The sequence below is a fragment of the Christiangramia sp. genome, assembly GCF_029937855.1.
In the GTDB taxonomy this organism is placed as follows: Bacteria; Bacteroidota; Bacteroidia; order Flavobacteriales; family Flavobacteriaceae; genus Christiangramia.
This window is the reverse complement of sequence record NZ_JAPYPC010000024.1, coordinates 41,673-57,166: the sequence shown is the minus strand read 5'-3', so window position 1 is coordinate 57,166 and position 15,494 is coordinate 41,673. Positions and strand designations below refer to the sequence as shown.

Below are 15,494 nucleotides of genomic sequence, written 5' to 3'. Positions count from 1 at the left end.
CAGAGATTTAAATTATAAATTTTAGAAGAATTTATTTCTGCTATATCTTTAGATTTCAACAAACCAGTTAGTTATGAAATATCAACAGCAAATTACTATCAACAGACCTAGAAATGAGGTGATAGAAAAATTTTCAAAGCCGGAAAATATAGAACATTGGCAGCGAGGTTTTATTTTTATGAAACCCATCAACGGAGAGCTCGGTGCTAATGGCTCCCAAAATCTCCTGAAATATAAAATTGGAAAGAGAGAAATTGAAATGACCGAAACCATATTAAAAAATAACTTACCTCAGGAATTCAGTGCTACGTATGAAGCAAAAGGGGTCTACAATTTTCAGAAAAACCGGTTTAACGAAACCCCTGAAAATAACACCCACTGGATTGCAGATAATGAATTTAAATTTAGCGGATTCATGAAGTTATTCGGCTGGTTTATACCAGGAGCATTTAAAAAGCAATCCAAACAATATATGGACGATTTTAAGGCTTTTGTAGAAGATGGAAAAAGCGTAAAGAATGAGTAATCACTATTTTTAAAGTAAAAAATCTAGCTATATTTTATTCAGGCTGTTATATTTGCGAAAAATAACACAAATGAAACGAGTAATTTTAGGAATTCTTTTATTGTTTATAGCATTTTCAGGGAATGCACAATCAAAAATTGGCACTATAGATGCCGAATATATACTTTCCCAAATGCCTGATAATACCGAGGTCAATAAAAATCTTGAAACCTATAATAAAGAACTTCAGGAAGATCTTAAAGCTAATATTCAGGAATATGAAACTTTGGTAAAAGAATATCAGGACACCAGTGAAAGCCTGGAAGAAGAAGCCAGAAAAGAAAAAGAAAGCCAAATTATCGAGCTTGAAAATGATATTAAAGGTTTCCGTCAAAAAGCTTCTCTATTAATCCAAATGAGGCGTAATGAATTAACCGGGCCGTTATATGAAAAGATAGATGTGGCAATGAAAAAGATAATTCTTGAAGAAGGGTTTACGCAAATATTTCATGCAGGAGCAAGTGGTCTTGCTTTCTCCAGAGCCGAAGATGATATTACCTTAAAAGTGATGGATGAATTGGGTATAGAAGCCAAGGATCCAAAACCGGCTGTTGAAAATACTGTTGAAAATACTGTTGAAAATTAATTTATTTTCAAATAAAAAAACCCGCGAGATGCGGGTTTTTTTATGTCTAACTATTTATATTACCTGCTATAATTAGGGGATTCTTTGGTAATGGTAACATCATGCGGATGGCTCTCATGAACTCCGGCAGCAGTAATCCTTACAAACTTCCCGGTCTCTTTTAGCGTCTCCACATCTTTAGCACCGCAGTATCCCATTCCGGCCTTTAACCCACCAACAAATTGGTGGATACTTTCTTCCAGATCTCCTTTGTAAGGAACACGTCCTACAATTCCTTCAGGCACTAATTTTTTAATATCATCTTCCACATCCTGGAAATACCTGTCTTTTGAACCTTTTTCCATGGCTTCAACAGATCCCATTCCGCGGTAAGATTTAAATTTTCTTCCTTCGTATATAATCGTTTCGCCGGGAGATTCTTTTGTACCGGCCAATAATGATCCCAACATTACAGTATCTGCGCCCGCAGCAATGGCTTTTGGAATATCTCCCGTATAACGAATTCCTCCATCAGCAATTACAGGAACTCCGCTACCTTTAATAGCCGCAGCAACTTCCAGAACAGCAGAAAACTGAGGAAATCCAACGCCGGCAACCACACGGGTAGTACAAATAGAACCAGGACCTATCCCTACTTTAACTGCATCTGCCCCTGCATCTACCAGATATTTTGCAGCCTCTCCAGTGGCTATATTACCAACTACCACATCCAGTTCAGGAAACTTTTTCTTTACTTCCTGCAATACATGAACCACTCCTTTGGTATGTCCATGGGCCGTATCTATAATAATTGCATCTACACCTGCATTTACCAAAGCTTCCGCACGATCTACAGCATCACCAGTAACTCCCACGGCAGCCGCAACTCTCAGCCTGCCATAGCTATCTTTGTTAGCCATGGGTTTTTGAGTTAGTTTGGTGATATCCCTAAAAGTTATTAATCCCACTAACTTGTCATCCTTATTTACTACAGGCAGCTTTTCAATTTTATTTTCCTGAAGTATATCTTCCGCATCATCTAAAGAGGTTCCTTCCGCAACCGTTACAAGATTTTCTGAAGTCATCACCTCAGCGATAGGGCGGTTTAAGTTCTTCTCAAACCTTAGGTCTCTATTCGTAACAATTCCAAGGAGTTTACCGTTATCATCTACAATCGGAATTCCACCAATACTATGTTCTTTCATAGATTCCTTGGCATCCCTAACCCTGGCAGAGATCGGAAGGGTTACAGGATCTATGATCATTCCACTTTCAGCACGCTTTACTTTTCGCACTTTCAGCGCTTGTTGCTCTATACTCATATTCTTGTGCAACACACCAATACCACCTTCCCTGGCCATGGCAATCGCCATACGGGATTCGGTCACGGTATCCATCGCTGCTGAAACGATAGGCACATTAATTGAAATATTACGTGTGAATTTGGATTGAATACTTACTTCTCTTGGGAGAACTTCAGAATAAGCAGGTACTAAAAGTACATCGTCATAAGTAAGTCCGTCGCCAAGTATTTTTGAATCGTGTGCAGTCATTGCAATTAAGGATTTAATTGCATGCAAATGTAAGACTTATATATGAGAAAATGAGACTCTCATGTGTTAAGAGAGGAAAACCTGCTTTGAAAATTTTCAGAACTTATTATTAGCCGGTCCTAAGAGAGAATCTGAATTTTAAAATATGTGCCTATTCGTAAGAAACCTAAACACAAAATCTGATACATTCTATGTCACATCGAGCGCAGTCGAGATGTCTTTTGTCTATCTTTCGACTACGCTCAAGATGACAAAATTTATCTTTAGGTACAAATACGGATAAACATTTTAAAAAGAAATCAACATTAGGCATAGAAACCTGCACCTTAGCTATTTATATTGTTTCTTAAATGCTTTGATTGTAAATTTAAAAGACTTTAAATAATTAAAATTATGAGTATACGATTAGGAAATAGCTGTGTGAATTGTGAACGCTTCAAAAATAATTTTTGCACCAGGCACGAAACCAGCGTTGGAGAACAACATACCTGTGACAGTTTTAAGATGAAAGCTGCCATTAAAGATGAACCGAATTGCCTTAATTGCAGTAGATATCATTCACCTACCTGCGCAAATCCACAAAAAGCTGCGCCGGGCATGCTGTGTAATCATTGGGCACCACAGGCAAGCGCATAATTTTAAAGTTTTACCTGCAAGGTTGTATACCAGGTGATTGGTTGCGCCGGAATTATTCCCGGCCCCGGATAACCTGTGGCTCTGCGCGTGAAATAAGAATTATCTAAAAGATTATTTATTCCCGCTTCTATTTTAAACTTTCCGAAGCTATAGGAACTCGAAAAATCTAAAATTCCATAGGCTGGAACTGCTCCCTGAATTCCCCGGTTATTCTCATTTTTTATCTGTGGGGCATTAGTGGCATCGGTAAACTGTTTGCTTAAATAAGTGTATTGCAAACCGGCCAGGAAATTTTTATAACCAAAATTAATTCCCGTCTTTAAATTTACTGCCGGGATAAACTCCACTTCATTACCTTCCACGTTCACCTGTTCAGAGTCTATATATTCAGATTTTGTAAAGGCGGCATTTACAAAAGCATTCATTCTATAATTTTCTGCAGATTGAAAAAGGCTGTTCCTAATATTCCATTCTGCAAAGGTTTCAAGACCATAGATAAAAGCATCTCCTATATTTCCCCTGAACCTTACCAGTCTACCTGTTTGCTCCAGATCTCCTGAGGCATTTACGCGTTCTTCCGGTTTTAAGGTTTCCCCGATCCTGTCATTATATCTCAAAGCAAAAATACTGGCATCGTAGGAAAGAAAATCTTTCAATCTACCTCTAATTCCTATATCTGAAGTAAAACCCTCTTCATCCCTAATATTTGGATCTACCTGGAAGCTTGGATTTACCACCCGGATATCGTTAAAGGTAACCGACCGGTAATTCTGAGAAAAATTCGCATAAAGCTCGTTAGAAGGATTTAAATTATAACTACTCCCAACTCCAAGAAGAATAAAACTTCTTTCAAACTCACGGTCATCTTCATTGGTTTCATTCAGCAACGTATTTTCAGCATTATCTTTTACAATATTCTTATAAAACCCATCTGCTTCAGTATTTATATATTCAAATCTAAAGCCCGGGGTTATGGAAAAGTTATTGGTGACATTGAAAATATTCTCTCCAAAGAAAGCAAGGTTACTATTAGGAAACTCAAATTGTGATTGCCGCTCATAATTTGGGAAATCTTCCGAGGCAAAATTAAAATCGGGGCCTGCAGAAGCACTTCCCGGACCTTGCTGCTGCTCATTAAATGCCTGATAATATTTACTTCCCAGCAATAAAACGGACTCTTCCTCAAATAAATTATAGCGCGTAAGCACCCTCGCTTCGGCTCCCCAGTTCGAAAAATCGTCGATCAATAATTCCCTTGGCTCTTCAGGATCATCCGGCAATGCCACCCTGTTTTGTCTAAAACCGACGGCTTTTCTACTTGCATTTAGTCCGAAGATATTCAAACTAAGATCTGTTTTATCGCTTAGTTCATGTTGCAGTTTCAGTGCGAAAAGATTCCAGTTCACATCAAACCAGTTTCTTTCCCTATTGCTGAAATCGGGATTTTCATAAAATTGATTATCAGTTAATCCACCCGGTTGCTGTGCTAAATAATCAAGATAGGTATACTCAAAACTTATATTTGTTCTATCATTAAATTTCCATCCAAGATGGGCAAATGCGTTATGGGAATCGTATCCTGAATTAGGCCGAAAGCCTTTTCCGCCTTTATAATTATAATAAGTGTAATAGCTAAATTTTCCGACCGTGCCGCTAAGGCTGTTAAAGCTGGTAAAAAGATCGTAGGAGCCTACAGACTGCCTAGACACCAATTCAATTTCTTTATCTGGAACCGGTTCCTTAAACCTAAAATTTATGAGTCCGCCAAACTGCGTTCCATATTGTAAAGAAGCCGCTCCCCGCACCACCTGTATCTCCCGAAGGGCTTCCGGCGGTGGAGTATAATAACTTTCCGGGTAACCCAATACATCAGCTGAAATATCATAGCCATTCTGCCTGGTATTAAAATTCTGGGTCCTGTTGGGATCCAGACCGCGCCCTCCAATATTCAATTGTAAACCTGCATCGCCATTATCGTAAATATTCAAACCTACCACCTGGCTATAGATTTGCCTCGCGTTGTTCGCTGCAAGGTTTCCAGAGACCTTATCCAATAGAACAACTTCACTCTTCTTACCCGCGTAAATAGCCGTACCTTCAACTTTTCTAAGTTTTCTGAGGGCAAAAATCTGTTCTCTTCTATTGGTAATCATTACCTCGCTTAGACTTTCGGCGAGAGGAGAAAGTTGGAAATTGACTGTTCTATTTTCTGAAACCTGAATTTCCCTTTCTATAATTTCATATTCATAACTAAAAACAGCGAACACATAAGATCCTTCTTCCAGATCTTCTACTTCAAATTCTCCATTGGAATTGGCTACAGTTAGTTTTCCTGTAGTCTTATTCCAGATCTCGGCATCGGGTACCGGATCACCTGTTTCAGAAGAAGTCACCTTTCCGCTTAGAGAATACTGTGCATTCATCAACAGACTACAAAAGAAAAATATGCTAAAGACCTTTAATTTCATCTTCGAAGGGTAAAATAAATGTTTTGCGTTCAAACGAGTCCGCGAAATTAAGCAAATTAACATCGGGGCTTATATAAGGAGTACTTTTTCTTCCATTCAACCCCACATAGCTATCTACATAGACCTCAATGTTTTTATGACCATCTTTTCTGAAATGTTCTGCCAGAAAATGTGCGTATTCCAAAATCATATCGGGCTGAAAAGACATTTGCTTTTCCTGAAACGGGGTTAAAAAATCGGCATTATCCACATAAAATCGTTTCCCGGTTTCTGCATCTACCACTTTAAATTCGGCATAACCGGCTTTTTCCATCAACATCACCCTCCAGGAAAATCTAAAACCTTCTTCTGTCCAGAATAATTCACCAGGATAAAGCAAATACCTCCAGGGAAATAGTAACTGGATCACGAAAAAAACAGTTACCACAGAAAGAATAAGTTTTCTCTGTGCTGGTTTTCTATAAGGCATCTTCTTATTATCAAATTTTGATTTATCTATACGTAACCAGGAAGAAATCATTTTCAGGATTCTATGGTGTACTTGCGGACTGAAAAATATGAGCGCACTCACGATCATGATATAGGGGAACATACCAATAGGAAATAAAACCCTGGTCATCACGTGAAAGGCTATTACTGCCAGAAAAGCTACCAAGCGTGTTTTTTTGTATAATAAAAGGAAAGGAATAAGTAGATCGTACAACATGCCACTCCAGCTAAAAGCATAAGCGACCCACTCCTGCTGCATAAGATCTCCAAGAAAAGGAAGATCATATTTGGAAGGCAGCCATATTTTTAAAGGCATAGCCTTTAGCAACCAGTCTGAATTTAGTTTAGCGAGACCCGCATAAAAATAAACTATTCCGAGTAAAAGTTTAATGGTATCTATACACCAGCGCGGGATCTTTTGAAAGGCATTTTTAGGGTTCTTCCAGGCATCCAGGGAGAAATAAGTATTCGCCGGCAGGAAGATGAGTAAAAAACTAAGGATACTTACAAAATAATAATGATTGAGATACGTGGTTTTATCCATGAGCTCGATATAGGTAAAGCTCAGGAAAAATGTGATGATCGCTATGCGATATTTATATCCAAAAGCTACGAAAAGCGCTGCCAGACCACATATTATAAAAAGTAAATAGGTGAAATCGCCAAGCGGTTTCACCCATTCAAATCCGTAATAACTAAAATGAAATTTCGGAGTTATATAAAGTTTTTCAATCCATCCGTTCAGCCAGAATCGTATGATACTAATGAACATCATTATTCCAAATCCAATTCTAAAAACTGCCAGTGGGGCTGCTTCGGTATAAGAATTAAGATATTTAGAAATGGACAGATTCATTTATCTGCAACTAATCTCCGTCTGAATCTACATAATCCACGCTAATAGAAAGCGCCTGAAGCATATCGAGTTTCAGCAAAACCACTTCTTTTTGTAGTTCATCATGCACTTCCAGCATCAGGGTATTATTCGTTTCTACCTGGTTTCTTAAGCTTGGATCAAGATCTCCAGACTGAGACTCAATAGCATTAAATTGAGCTAAAATATCATCTGCAAGATCCCCTCTACCCAAAGCTTCTAAATATGCCTGATAACTTTTTCCAGAACCGGAAGTACCAAAATATTTACCAGTAAAGAAATCTTTAGAACTATGTAAAGCCTCAAGATATAACTGCTTGGAAAAATCTTCAGAATAATAAGATTCTACGTTAATTGGGGAAGGTGTTCCTGTAATAGCTCCTGAAGGGAAACCAATTTTACCAGATCTTAGAAATTTCTCAAAATACATCACGTATTTATTGGTCAAACGATCCACAGATCCATTGCTGGAAGAACTGGTATTATTTACAAAAGTATTTCTATAATCACCCTGCCAGGAGGCAGTAACTTCAGCAGTAAGACTATTAATACGTTTGGCTACAGCTAATAAATAATTCCTGTAATTTTCAGCATTTTCATCTTCCGTATATTTTGAAATTGTTTGTTCTTTAGTATTAGCTATACCATAAAGCAGGTAATCCAAAGCTGGAAATCCCTGTTCGTCATAAGTTGATGGTAATTCCAAATTAAAACTTCCGGAGGTGATATTAGAATTTACATCTACCGCATTAAGAGGATAGGTATTTAAAAATCTCCTGTAATCTAATTCCTCGGCTCTCCCCATATCAAACATAGAAACGTTTTGAAATAACTGATAAGACACCTTGAATTGAGCTCTTAGCGCAGTTAATTCAGTATTTCCAGGGTTATCCACAAAAGACTGGGTAAGTTCTTCCAGTTTTTGAGTATTGCTATTCAAATCTTCATATGCCGGAAGTATGATATTATCTGCCCAATTGGCGAGCATAGCTCCCCGATCAAAAGAATCATCTGTACCTCCACCATTATCATTTCTACCATCATCCTCAGTAGAACAGGCAGCAAAAACCAAACAGGCTATTAGCAATAATTTTGAAATCTTCATGGTATTAAATTTTAAAAACCGGAGCAGAAAAAACTTCCGGCTCCGGCTAATTATTTATTCAGCAGCTTCTTCCACACTAAAGTCAAAGCCTGCAGCAATTTCCTCAGACATGGTGTCCAGCATTTCGGGAGTTACATCCCAGAATCCGTTTCCTGCCAGTAATTGATCTATAATTGTATCAATTTGTGGCTTAGAAACATAAGGTGCTCCGGTTGCCGGGTTATGCGTAAATCTAAGGCTATAGATAAATCCGAATCCTTCTGAAAGATCATGGAACGCAGCACCGTAATTTTGATTTTCAATCGCGTTTTTACCATTTTGCAGGTAATATACCGCACGGATACCGATAATTTTTGAAAGGTTTTCACGAATTATTTCGATCTGCTCATTTCTTGTAGAATAATCTCCAGCTACAATTGCTGCTCTTCCTGTCTTAAATGCTTCGAAAGTTTCATTAGCAATACCTGCAAAATCCTCATCGTTTTCTACTCTTCCCATGTACTTAAAGAGTAAAGCATCATCATTATCATTTAGAACAGAATTTGGATCTGCAGCCGGAATAGATGGATCACCATATACATATCCATAAGCCTCGTCCCACTTATGTTCCATGGTGGTGTAAGCTTTACCATCTTCGGTTATTCCCGCATCATTATTTGCTCTATTATCACCTTCATCAAGTACAGCTACAGACAGGTAATTATTTAAAGTTTGATCTAATAAAAGTGCTCCAATCAATCCTTTTGCAAAAGCCTGGTTATACTCTAATCCTTTAGCATTTACATAGCGAGTGCTACCATCATCTCCAATCTGTCCCGCGACACCAGGTTCAGCCAGTTGATCTTTATTAGGTTTCACCATATTCATCTGCCCGGAAATATAAGACTCAAAATCATTTTTGATCTCGGTGCTTTCCACGGTGTTTGTAGAAAAATAGAAATTTGATGCAGCAACCTTAGATTTTACGCTTTTGGAAGATTCGTTTAAACTGGCATCTTCAAAAGGTGAATTTTCATTTGAAAACATATTCAAAAGAAGTTCTTCTGAATTGTTGTCAAAATCGTTGAAATTTGAAAGGATCTCTCCAGTCATTTGAAGTCTGGTCGTTTGTCCGCTGAAATTTACGCTTGAAACATTATCTCTTTCGAAATTATAAGTTGCTGGTACGTTTAAATTATTTTCTCCTTCAGGATTTAAAGAATCATCATCTGAAGAACAGGAAACTAAAGTTGCTCCTGCTAATACTGCTGAATATAACAGTTTTCTCATTTTGCTTTATTTAGACTGGTTTAAAATAGTATTCGGGCGCAAATATAAAAACCCGTTCCAGTTACAGCAAGTTTATTTAGATTAATTTTAAATAACTTTTTTCAATGGCAGTTGAAAAAGCCATAAATACAATTAATAATAAACGTATAATTCCCTAAATATCATTCAGTTGATCTAAAAAAAATAAAGTAGAAATTAAAAATAAGGAATATAAAATCTTAATGGTAGGCACTAAATATTTTAGACGCTTCATTATAAGCTGACTCAAAACTGGTCATTTTGACGTTGGTATCGGCTTTAGCAGCATTAAAATAGGAAAGCATTTTTTCTGATGGCATATTCCCGGTAAGCTCATCTTTTGCCATAGGGCAGCCGCCAAATCCCTGGATAGCTCCATCAAACCTATAGCAACCGGCTTTATATGCAGCATCTACTTTTTCATGCCATTTAGAAGGCGTGGTATGCAGATGTGCACCGAATTCGATATTAGGATATTTCGGGATAAGATTTAAAAATAAATATTCAATGATATCTGGTGTTGAAGTTCCTACGGTATCAGATAAAGAGAGGATCTTTACACCCATCCCAGAAAGTTTTTCTGTCCACTCCCCTACGATTTCCACGTTCCATGGATCACCATAAGGATTTCCAAAGCCCATACTTAAATAAGCCACTACTTCTTTTCCGGAGGCATCGGCTATATCCAGGATTTCACGTAAAACCTCAACAGACTCTGCAATGGTCTTGTGCGTATTACGCATCTGGAAATTTTCAGAGATTGAAAAAGGGTAACCTAAATAGTCTATTTCTTGGAATTTAGAAGCATCTTGAGCTCCGCGAGTATTCGCCACAATTGCCAAGAGTTTACTTTCAGTCTTTGAAAGATCCAGCTGAGAAAGCACTTCGGCAGTATCTTTCATTTGAGGAATAGCTTTTGGGGATACAAAACTTCCGAAATCTATGGTATCAAATCCGCAACGCAGGAGAGATTGAAGATACTGTACTTTTTTTTCCGTAGGAATAAAATCCCGGATTCCCTGCATGGCGTCCCTGGGACACTCGATAAGCTTCACTTTACCCATATGCCCAAAGATAGCATTTTAGTGAAAATTGAAAAAGAATATAGATTTATTGATAATAATTAATTTCAAACAGGAATTTCAGAAATAATCATACTCAATTCTTCATCTTTTAAACCAGAATTAACACTGCTATTAGTATGAAAATTACCACCTGCATCCATTTTAAGAATATTCCAGCTTTAGGATGGGATTTTATATATACCGAAATTTTATCTGCAAGTACCGCAACGCTGCTAAAAATAAAGAATGCCTGCAACATAAAAACTGCGCCAAGAATGTAGAACTGCAAAATCGTGTTTCCATCCGGATCCCAAAGAAAACCGGGAAAGAATGCCAGGAAGAAAATACCGACTTTGGGATTTAAAACATTCATGATAAATCCCTGTTTATATAAACTGAACATACTTTTATCAGTAATATCATCGGAAGAAAAGGCAATTTCGGGATTACTTTTGTAAACCTGATAGGCCAGGTAGAGCAAATAAAGTGCGCCCAGGACTTTTATAAAAAGAAATATATTTTCAGACTGTTTGATAACCGCGGAAACACCGAAAGCCACCAAACTGGTATGGATCAAAATTCCGCTGACCAAACCGAGAGCAGTCATAATTCCCTGCTTATACCCATATACCATCGATCTTACCAGCACATAAATGATATCCGGGCCGGGAGAAAAAGTAAGGAGGATGGAAGCGGTTAAAAAAGGAATAATTTGATCCCACATATTTTAAAGACCTTTCTCTAAAATTTTCTGATTGATCGCTTTTATAAGTGCCGGGCCTTCATATATAAACCCGGTATAAAGCTGCACCAGCCTGGCTCCGGCTTCCAGTTTTTCAATCGCATCCTCAGCCGTATGAATTCCGCCAACTCCAATAATGGGAAAGGATTTATTACTTTTTTCAGATAAGAACCTGATGACCTCGGTAGATCGTTTGGTAAGTGGCTTGCCACTAAGTCCGCCCATTTCATTTTTATTTTCAGATTTTAAACCTTCCCGGGAAATAGTAGTATTCGTTGCAATTACACCCGCGATCTTAGTTTCCTGAACGATCTCGATAATATCCATTAACTGATCATCGGTTAGATCTGGAGCAATTTTTAATAATATAGGTTTGGAATTTTTCTTTTGCTCATTCCTTTTCTGAAGTGTATTCAGAAGATCTTTTAACGGCTCCTTGTCCTGAAGTTCCCTTAGATTAGGAGTATTAGGTGAGCTCACGTTCACCACGAAATAATTTACATGATCAAAAAGCGCTTCGAAACTATACAGGTAATCATCTTTGGCATTCTCATTAGGAGTGACTTTATTCTTTCCGATATTACCTCCAATAAGCACATCCTTATTTTTTTTAAGCCGCTCCACCATTTCTTCTACCCCATGATTATTAAAACCCATTCGGTTTATAATAGCCGAATCTTCCTTCAACCTAAAAAGCCTTTGTTTTTCATTCCCAACCTGTGGCTTTGGAGTAACCGTTCCAACCTCTACAAATCCAAATCCTAAAGCTGAAAGCTCATTATAAAGTTTAGCATCTTTATCGAAACCTGCTGCAAGGCCTACTGGATTTTTAAATTTTAATCCGAAAACTTCCCTTTCCAGCCTTTTATCTTTTAGCTCATACTTTGACCTTAAAAATGATACAGCACCCGGCAATTTGCAGAAGCGTCGCAAAAAATTAAAGGTGAAATAATGAACTTCTTCGGGATCAAATTTAAAAAGCGCAGGTTTTATTAATGACTTATACATTTCTGGAAAGTTTACGCAAAAGTAATTGAATTTAGATAAATGAAAAGCTCATACCTTCTTCTATTCCAGTTAACACAAACATAAAAAAGCAGCCTTTCAGCTGCTTTCTTATGTTTGTCCATTTTAATCCTATTGCAGATTAATGCTTACCCTAGCGAAAAGGAAACGACCTCCAATCCCAAATTGCTGAGCTCTCCTGGACCAATCGAACCTACCTGAACTACGATTGCCAAACTCATCGGCTGCCCTGTCTGGATAGATATCAAAAATATTATTGGCACCAAGAGTTAATGTCAGCGCATCGGTAGCGCGATATCCAACGGAAAGATCTGTGACCAGCTTCGAGTCAAATACCTGCTGATTTTCTATAATGGTAGAGGCTTCAGTCACTTCACCAAAATAAACATTCCTAAGAAAGACATTAAAATCACCTGCAGTCAGGCTATTAGTAAGGTTTACCTTAGTTCTTGGAACCGCCTCTTCAAGATAAACCCGGCTGTCTTCAGGAAAATAGGTATCCACTAAACCTGCACGCTCCAAAACTTCAGAAGCGTTGATATCACCTACTTTCTGAGTTTTAGAAAGTGTCGCCGCTAGATCAGATTTCAGACTAAAATTATCATTGAAAATGGCGCTATGGGTTAGCACCATATCCAGACCTTTAGATTCTGTATCTATAGCATTGGCAAAGAATGAGGCTGCTGTGGCATTCGCCTGGGCCAGCAAATTATCTAATTCTGTACCTGTTCCCGGCCCACTAAACTGGCCGGTATAAACGACGCGATCATCTATAGCGACAAAATACCCATCTACTGTTAAAGACAGATTAGCATCTGGAATCTTAGCTGTAAAACCCAGACTTATACTCCTGGATGTTTCTTCCTTGAGCTGCGGAATACCCAACAGTTCTGCGGGGCGGCTATCATTTGAAAAAGTCCCCACTTCTTGTGGATTTCCCTGGTTATCAAAGATCGTAGAAGTAGAGTTAAAATATAACTGATGTAGGGAAGGCGCCCTGAACCCTGTATTGGCTGCACCCCTAATATTTATATTATCGGTTAGTTTATACCTGGAAGATAATTTAAAGTTAAGGGTTGAACCAAAATCTGAATAATCCTCAAATCTCGTCGCAAAAGTTGCCAGAAATCTTTCACTGAAGTCTACTTCAATATCAAAATAACCGGCAATACTGCTACGCTCTCTGGATAATTCATTCTTAGGGCTAAATCCAGGAAATACCTGTGATCCACCTGGCCTGGCATTTCCGAAGAAATCCCTTGCAGGATCCTGATCAGATCTTAGTACTACATCTCCATTTTGAGTGTATTGCTCATAAGAAGCTTTCTCTCCCGCTACAATTTCATAGTTCTCAAACCTGTGTTCTGCTCCAAAAGCAAGGTTCAACCCGAGGAAAACTTCATCATAAAACCTGCTAACATCCAGGTTGGTGGTATTCTGGATAAACGAGAATCCCCCGGCATCAAAAGATGTTGGACTCGCCCTTTGCAACGAGGCATTGGCAGTATTCGAGATGAAATACTGAAATTCATTTTTCCCCCAGGTATTACTAAAATCCACATTCCAGTTTGAGATCTCGCCTCTTACTCCCACAGCAACAGACTGGTCCTTGATCTTGGAATTAATTTCGGGCAAAAATCCATTTATATATATAGGGGTATATGTTCTGCTTTGATTCGGTAATCTATAGAATCCTGCAGAGTTCCCTCTACGTGAACTCATCCCGGCAAAAGAATATAATTCTGTTCCCGCTTCGTCTAAAGGAAGGCTCATGTTCGCAAAAAACCTCCCACCTCTTAAAGCAGATTGTCCTACCCGCATATTAAAATCTGTTCTATCCAGACCACGCGCATCCAGCTCATTTTCTGTAACATCCAGGCTTAAAAGGTCCTGTAATGCCGCCCGGTCTGGCGCGTTGCTAATATCATTCTGAAAATCGCTGCTGAAATATGAAACCTGCTGTGCAAATTGTTTTATCTGGTCATCTGTAAGGGAAGCTATATTGGCACCACTATTGGCAGCTCGAAATTCAATAGCATTATAAGCATTGAAGATAGATCCTTCCCATTCTTTCATCCTGTTATAATCTTCCCGGTAATCAAAATCTCCCGCGAAAGTCACAAAACCTCCATTGTCACCTAAAGGAACCCCATAACTGGCAGCGACGTTCACCGTTTCTCCGTCTACCCCTCCGGTTTGTTCGTTGGCATTCTCAGAGAAATTAGCTCCCGTGGTCACGTTAAAATTCAGCTCATTGGTTTGATCTATCAAAATAATATTTATAACTCCGGCAATAGCATCTGAACCATATTGGGCCGCTGCTCCATCCCGAAGTACTTCAATCCTTTTGATTGCCGATGCGGGAATCGCATTTAAATCTGTTCCTACACTACCCCTCCCAAAAGTTCCATTTACATTTACCAGTGAAGAATTATGTCTTCTTTTTCCATTGATTAAGACCAACACCTGATCTGGACCAAGCCCACGCAGGGAAGCAGGATCTATATGATCTGTCCCATCGGAAATTGTCTGCGTATTGGAAGTAAAGGAAGGTGCTACATAATTAAGGATCTGGTTAAGATTCACCTGTGGAACCGCAACCGCCATTTCCTGAACATCAAGTACATCTATAGGTACAGTAGATTCTACCACTGTCCTGCTGGGACGTCTGGATCCAACCAGCACCACTTCACTAAGAGCCATTCCCGAAACCATGGTGACGTTTATTTCTTCCTGGTCTATTAATACCTCGCGAGCATCATAACCAACAAAAGTGAAGACCAGGGTTTGTCCGAATTCGGCTTCTACCGAATAGGTACCATCCATATCTGTGCTAGTTCCCCTGTTGGTATCTTTTACAGCTACAGTCACTCCAAAAAGAGGTTCAGAATTTTCATCCAGCACTGTACCGGTGATGGTTTGAACCTGTCCCTGAGTCATCCAACAAAAGAAAAACGATAAAATTACTACGTAATAACTTTTCATATTTAACTGGTTTAATTTTCTAAATATATACTAAAATTTTAACTAACTAATAACAATTGTCTCATTTTAAGAATATTATAATTAATATTTTAATATTATAAATACTGATATTTAATTTTTTTAACATAAAGGGAT

The 15,494-nt window shown here is 38.4% G+C and carries 12 protein-coding genes; 3 read left to right on the top strand and 9 right to left on the bottom strand.

Annotation, left to right across the window (positions count from 1 at the left end):
* Positions 1-73 precede the first annotated feature (73 nt).
* Together Q1K34_RS12800 and Q1K34_RS12795 are read left to right on the top strand one after the other, a co-directional pair.
* A complete protein-coding gene (locus tag Q1K34_RS12800; protein ID WP_300439541.1) occupies positions 74-526 on the top strand; it encodes an SRPBCC family protein in 453 nt (150 codons plus the stop codon).
* A gap of 70 nt (positions 527-596) precedes the next feature.
* Positions 597-1,151: an OmpH family outer membrane protein gene (locus Q1K34_RS12795; protein ID WP_300439538.1), complete on the top strand. Its 555-nt coding sequence runs from the start codon at positions 597-599 to the stop codon at positions 1,149-1,151.
* Positions 1,152-1,210: 59 nt separating this feature from the next.
* On the opposite strand, the gene guaB is transcribed toward Q1K34_RS12795, so the two are convergent.
* Positions 1,211-2,683 (bottom strand): IMP dehydrogenase, encoded by a 1,473-nt coding sequence (guaB, locus tag Q1K34_RS12790; protein WP_300439535.1) that lies wholly within the window; start codon positions 2,681-2,683, stop codon positions 1,211-1,213.
* Positions 2,684-3,076: 393 nt separating this feature from the next.
* Between guaB and Q1K34_RS12785 the strand changes: the two genes are divergently transcribed.
* Positions 3,077-3,319 (top strand): hypothetical protein, encoded by a 243-nt coding sequence (locus tag Q1K34_RS12785; protein WP_300439532.1) that lies wholly within the window; start codon positions 3,077-3,079, stop codon positions 3,317-3,319.
* A gap of 2 nt (positions 3,320-3,321) precedes the next feature.
* On the opposite strand, the gene Q1K34_RS12780 is transcribed toward Q1K34_RS12785, so the two are convergent.
* From Q1K34_RS12780 to Q1K34_RS12745, 8 genes are all read right to left on the bottom strand, one after another.
* Positions 3,322-5,787 carry a TonB-dependent receptor gene (locus tag Q1K34_RS12780; protein ID WP_300439529.1) on the bottom strand — a complete coding sequence of 822 codons (2,466 nt, stop codon included), beginning with the start codon at positions 5,785-5,787 and terminating at the stop codon, positions 3,322-3,324.
* The gene (locus Q1K34_RS12775; RefSeq protein WP_300439525.1) at positions 5,768-7,132 is read right to left on the bottom strand and encodes an HTTM domain-containing protein; all 1,365 of its coding nucleotides are present in this window, start codon (positions 7,130-7,132) and stop codon (positions 5,768-5,770) included. Before Q1K34_RS12775 ends, Q1K34_RS12780 begins: the two co-directional genes overlap by 20 nt.
* Before the next feature lie 10 nt (positions 7,133-7,142).
* On the bottom strand, positions 7,143-8,255 hold the full coding sequence (locus tag Q1K34_RS12770) for an imelysin family protein (protein WP_300439522.1): 1,113 nt from the start codon (positions 8,253-8,255) through the stop codon (positions 7,143-7,145).
* Between the two features lie 54 nt (positions 8,256-8,309).
* Positions 8,310-9,524, bottom strand: a complete 1,215-nt coding sequence (locus Q1K34_RS12765) for a DUF4856 domain-containing protein (protein WP_300439520.1) — start codon at positions 9,522-9,524, stop codon at positions 8,310-8,312.
* Positions 9,525-9,742: 218 nt separating this feature from the next.
* On the bottom strand, positions 9,743-10,606 hold the full coding sequence (locus Q1K34_RS12760) for a hydroxymethylglutaryl-CoA lyase (RefSeq protein WP_300439517.1): 864 nt from the start codon (positions 10,604-10,606) through the stop codon (positions 9,743-9,745).
* 109 nt (positions 10,607-10,715) lie between these two features.
* On the bottom strand, positions 10,716-11,330 hold the full coding sequence (locus tag Q1K34_RS12755) for a LysE family translocator (protein WP_300439515.1): 615 nt from the start codon (positions 11,328-11,330) through the stop codon (positions 10,716-10,718).
* A gap of 3 nt (positions 11,331-11,333) precedes the next feature.
* Positions 11,334-12,356 (bottom strand): quinone-dependent dihydroorotate dehydrogenase, encoded by a 1,023-nt coding sequence (locus tag Q1K34_RS12750; RefSeq protein ID WP_300439513.1) that lies wholly within the window; start codon positions 12,354-12,356, stop codon positions 11,334-11,336.
* A gap of 129 nt (positions 12,357-12,485) precedes the next feature.
* Complete coding sequence (locus Q1K34_RS12745) at positions 12,486-15,359, bottom strand: TonB-dependent receptor (protein WP_300439511.1); 2,874 nt, start codon at positions 15,357-15,359, stop codon at positions 12,486-12,488.
* Between the last annotated feature and the right edge of the window lie 135 nt (positions 15,360-15,494).

Coding starts and splice junctions, on each gene's coding strand:
- Q1K34_RS12760 (WP_300439517.1), bottom strand. CDS start 10,606: ATGGGTAAAGTGAAGCTTATCGAGTGTCCCAGGGACGCCATGCAGGGA.
- Q1K34_RS12785 (WP_300439532.1), top strand. CDS start 3,077: ATGAGTATACGATTAGGAAATAGCTGTGTGAATTGTGAACGCTTCAAA.
- Q1K34_RS12755 (WP_300439515.1), bottom strand. CDS start 11,330: ATGTGGGATCAAATTATTCCTTTTTTAACCGCTTCCATCCTCCTTACT.
- Q1K34_RS12770 (WP_300439522.1), bottom strand. CDS start 8,255: ATGAAGATTTCAAAATTATTGCTAATAGCCTGTTTGGTTTTTGCTGCC.
- Q1K34_RS12745 (WP_300439511.1), bottom strand. CDS start 15,359: ATGAAAAGTTATTACGTAGTAATTTTATCGTTTTTCTTTTGTTGGATG.
- Q1K34_RS12765 (WP_300439520.1), bottom strand. CDS start 9,524: ATGAGAAAACTGTTATATTCAGCAGTATTAGCAGGAGCAACTTTAGTT.
- guaB (WP_300439535.1), bottom strand. CDS start 2,683: ATGACTGCACACGATTCAAAAATACTTGGCGACGGACTTACTTATGAC.
- Q1K34_RS12795 (WP_300439538.1), top strand. CDS start 597: ATGAAACGAGTAATTTTAGGAATTCTTTTATTGTTTATAGCATTTTCA.
- Q1K34_RS12775 (WP_300439525.1), bottom strand. CDS start 7,132: ATGAATCTGTCCATTTCTAAATATCTTAATTCTTATACCGAAGCAGCC.
- Q1K34_RS12780 (WP_300439529.1), bottom strand. CDS start 5,787: ATGAAATTAAAGGTCTTTAGCATATTTTTCTTTTGTAGTCTGTTGATG.
- Q1K34_RS12750 (WP_300439513.1), bottom strand. CDS start 12,356: ATGTATAAGTCATTAATAAAACCTGCGCTTTTTAAATTTGATCCCGAA.
- Q1K34_RS12800 (WP_300439541.1), top strand. CDS start 74: ATGAAATATCAACAGCAAATTACTATCAACAGACCTAGAAATGAGGTG.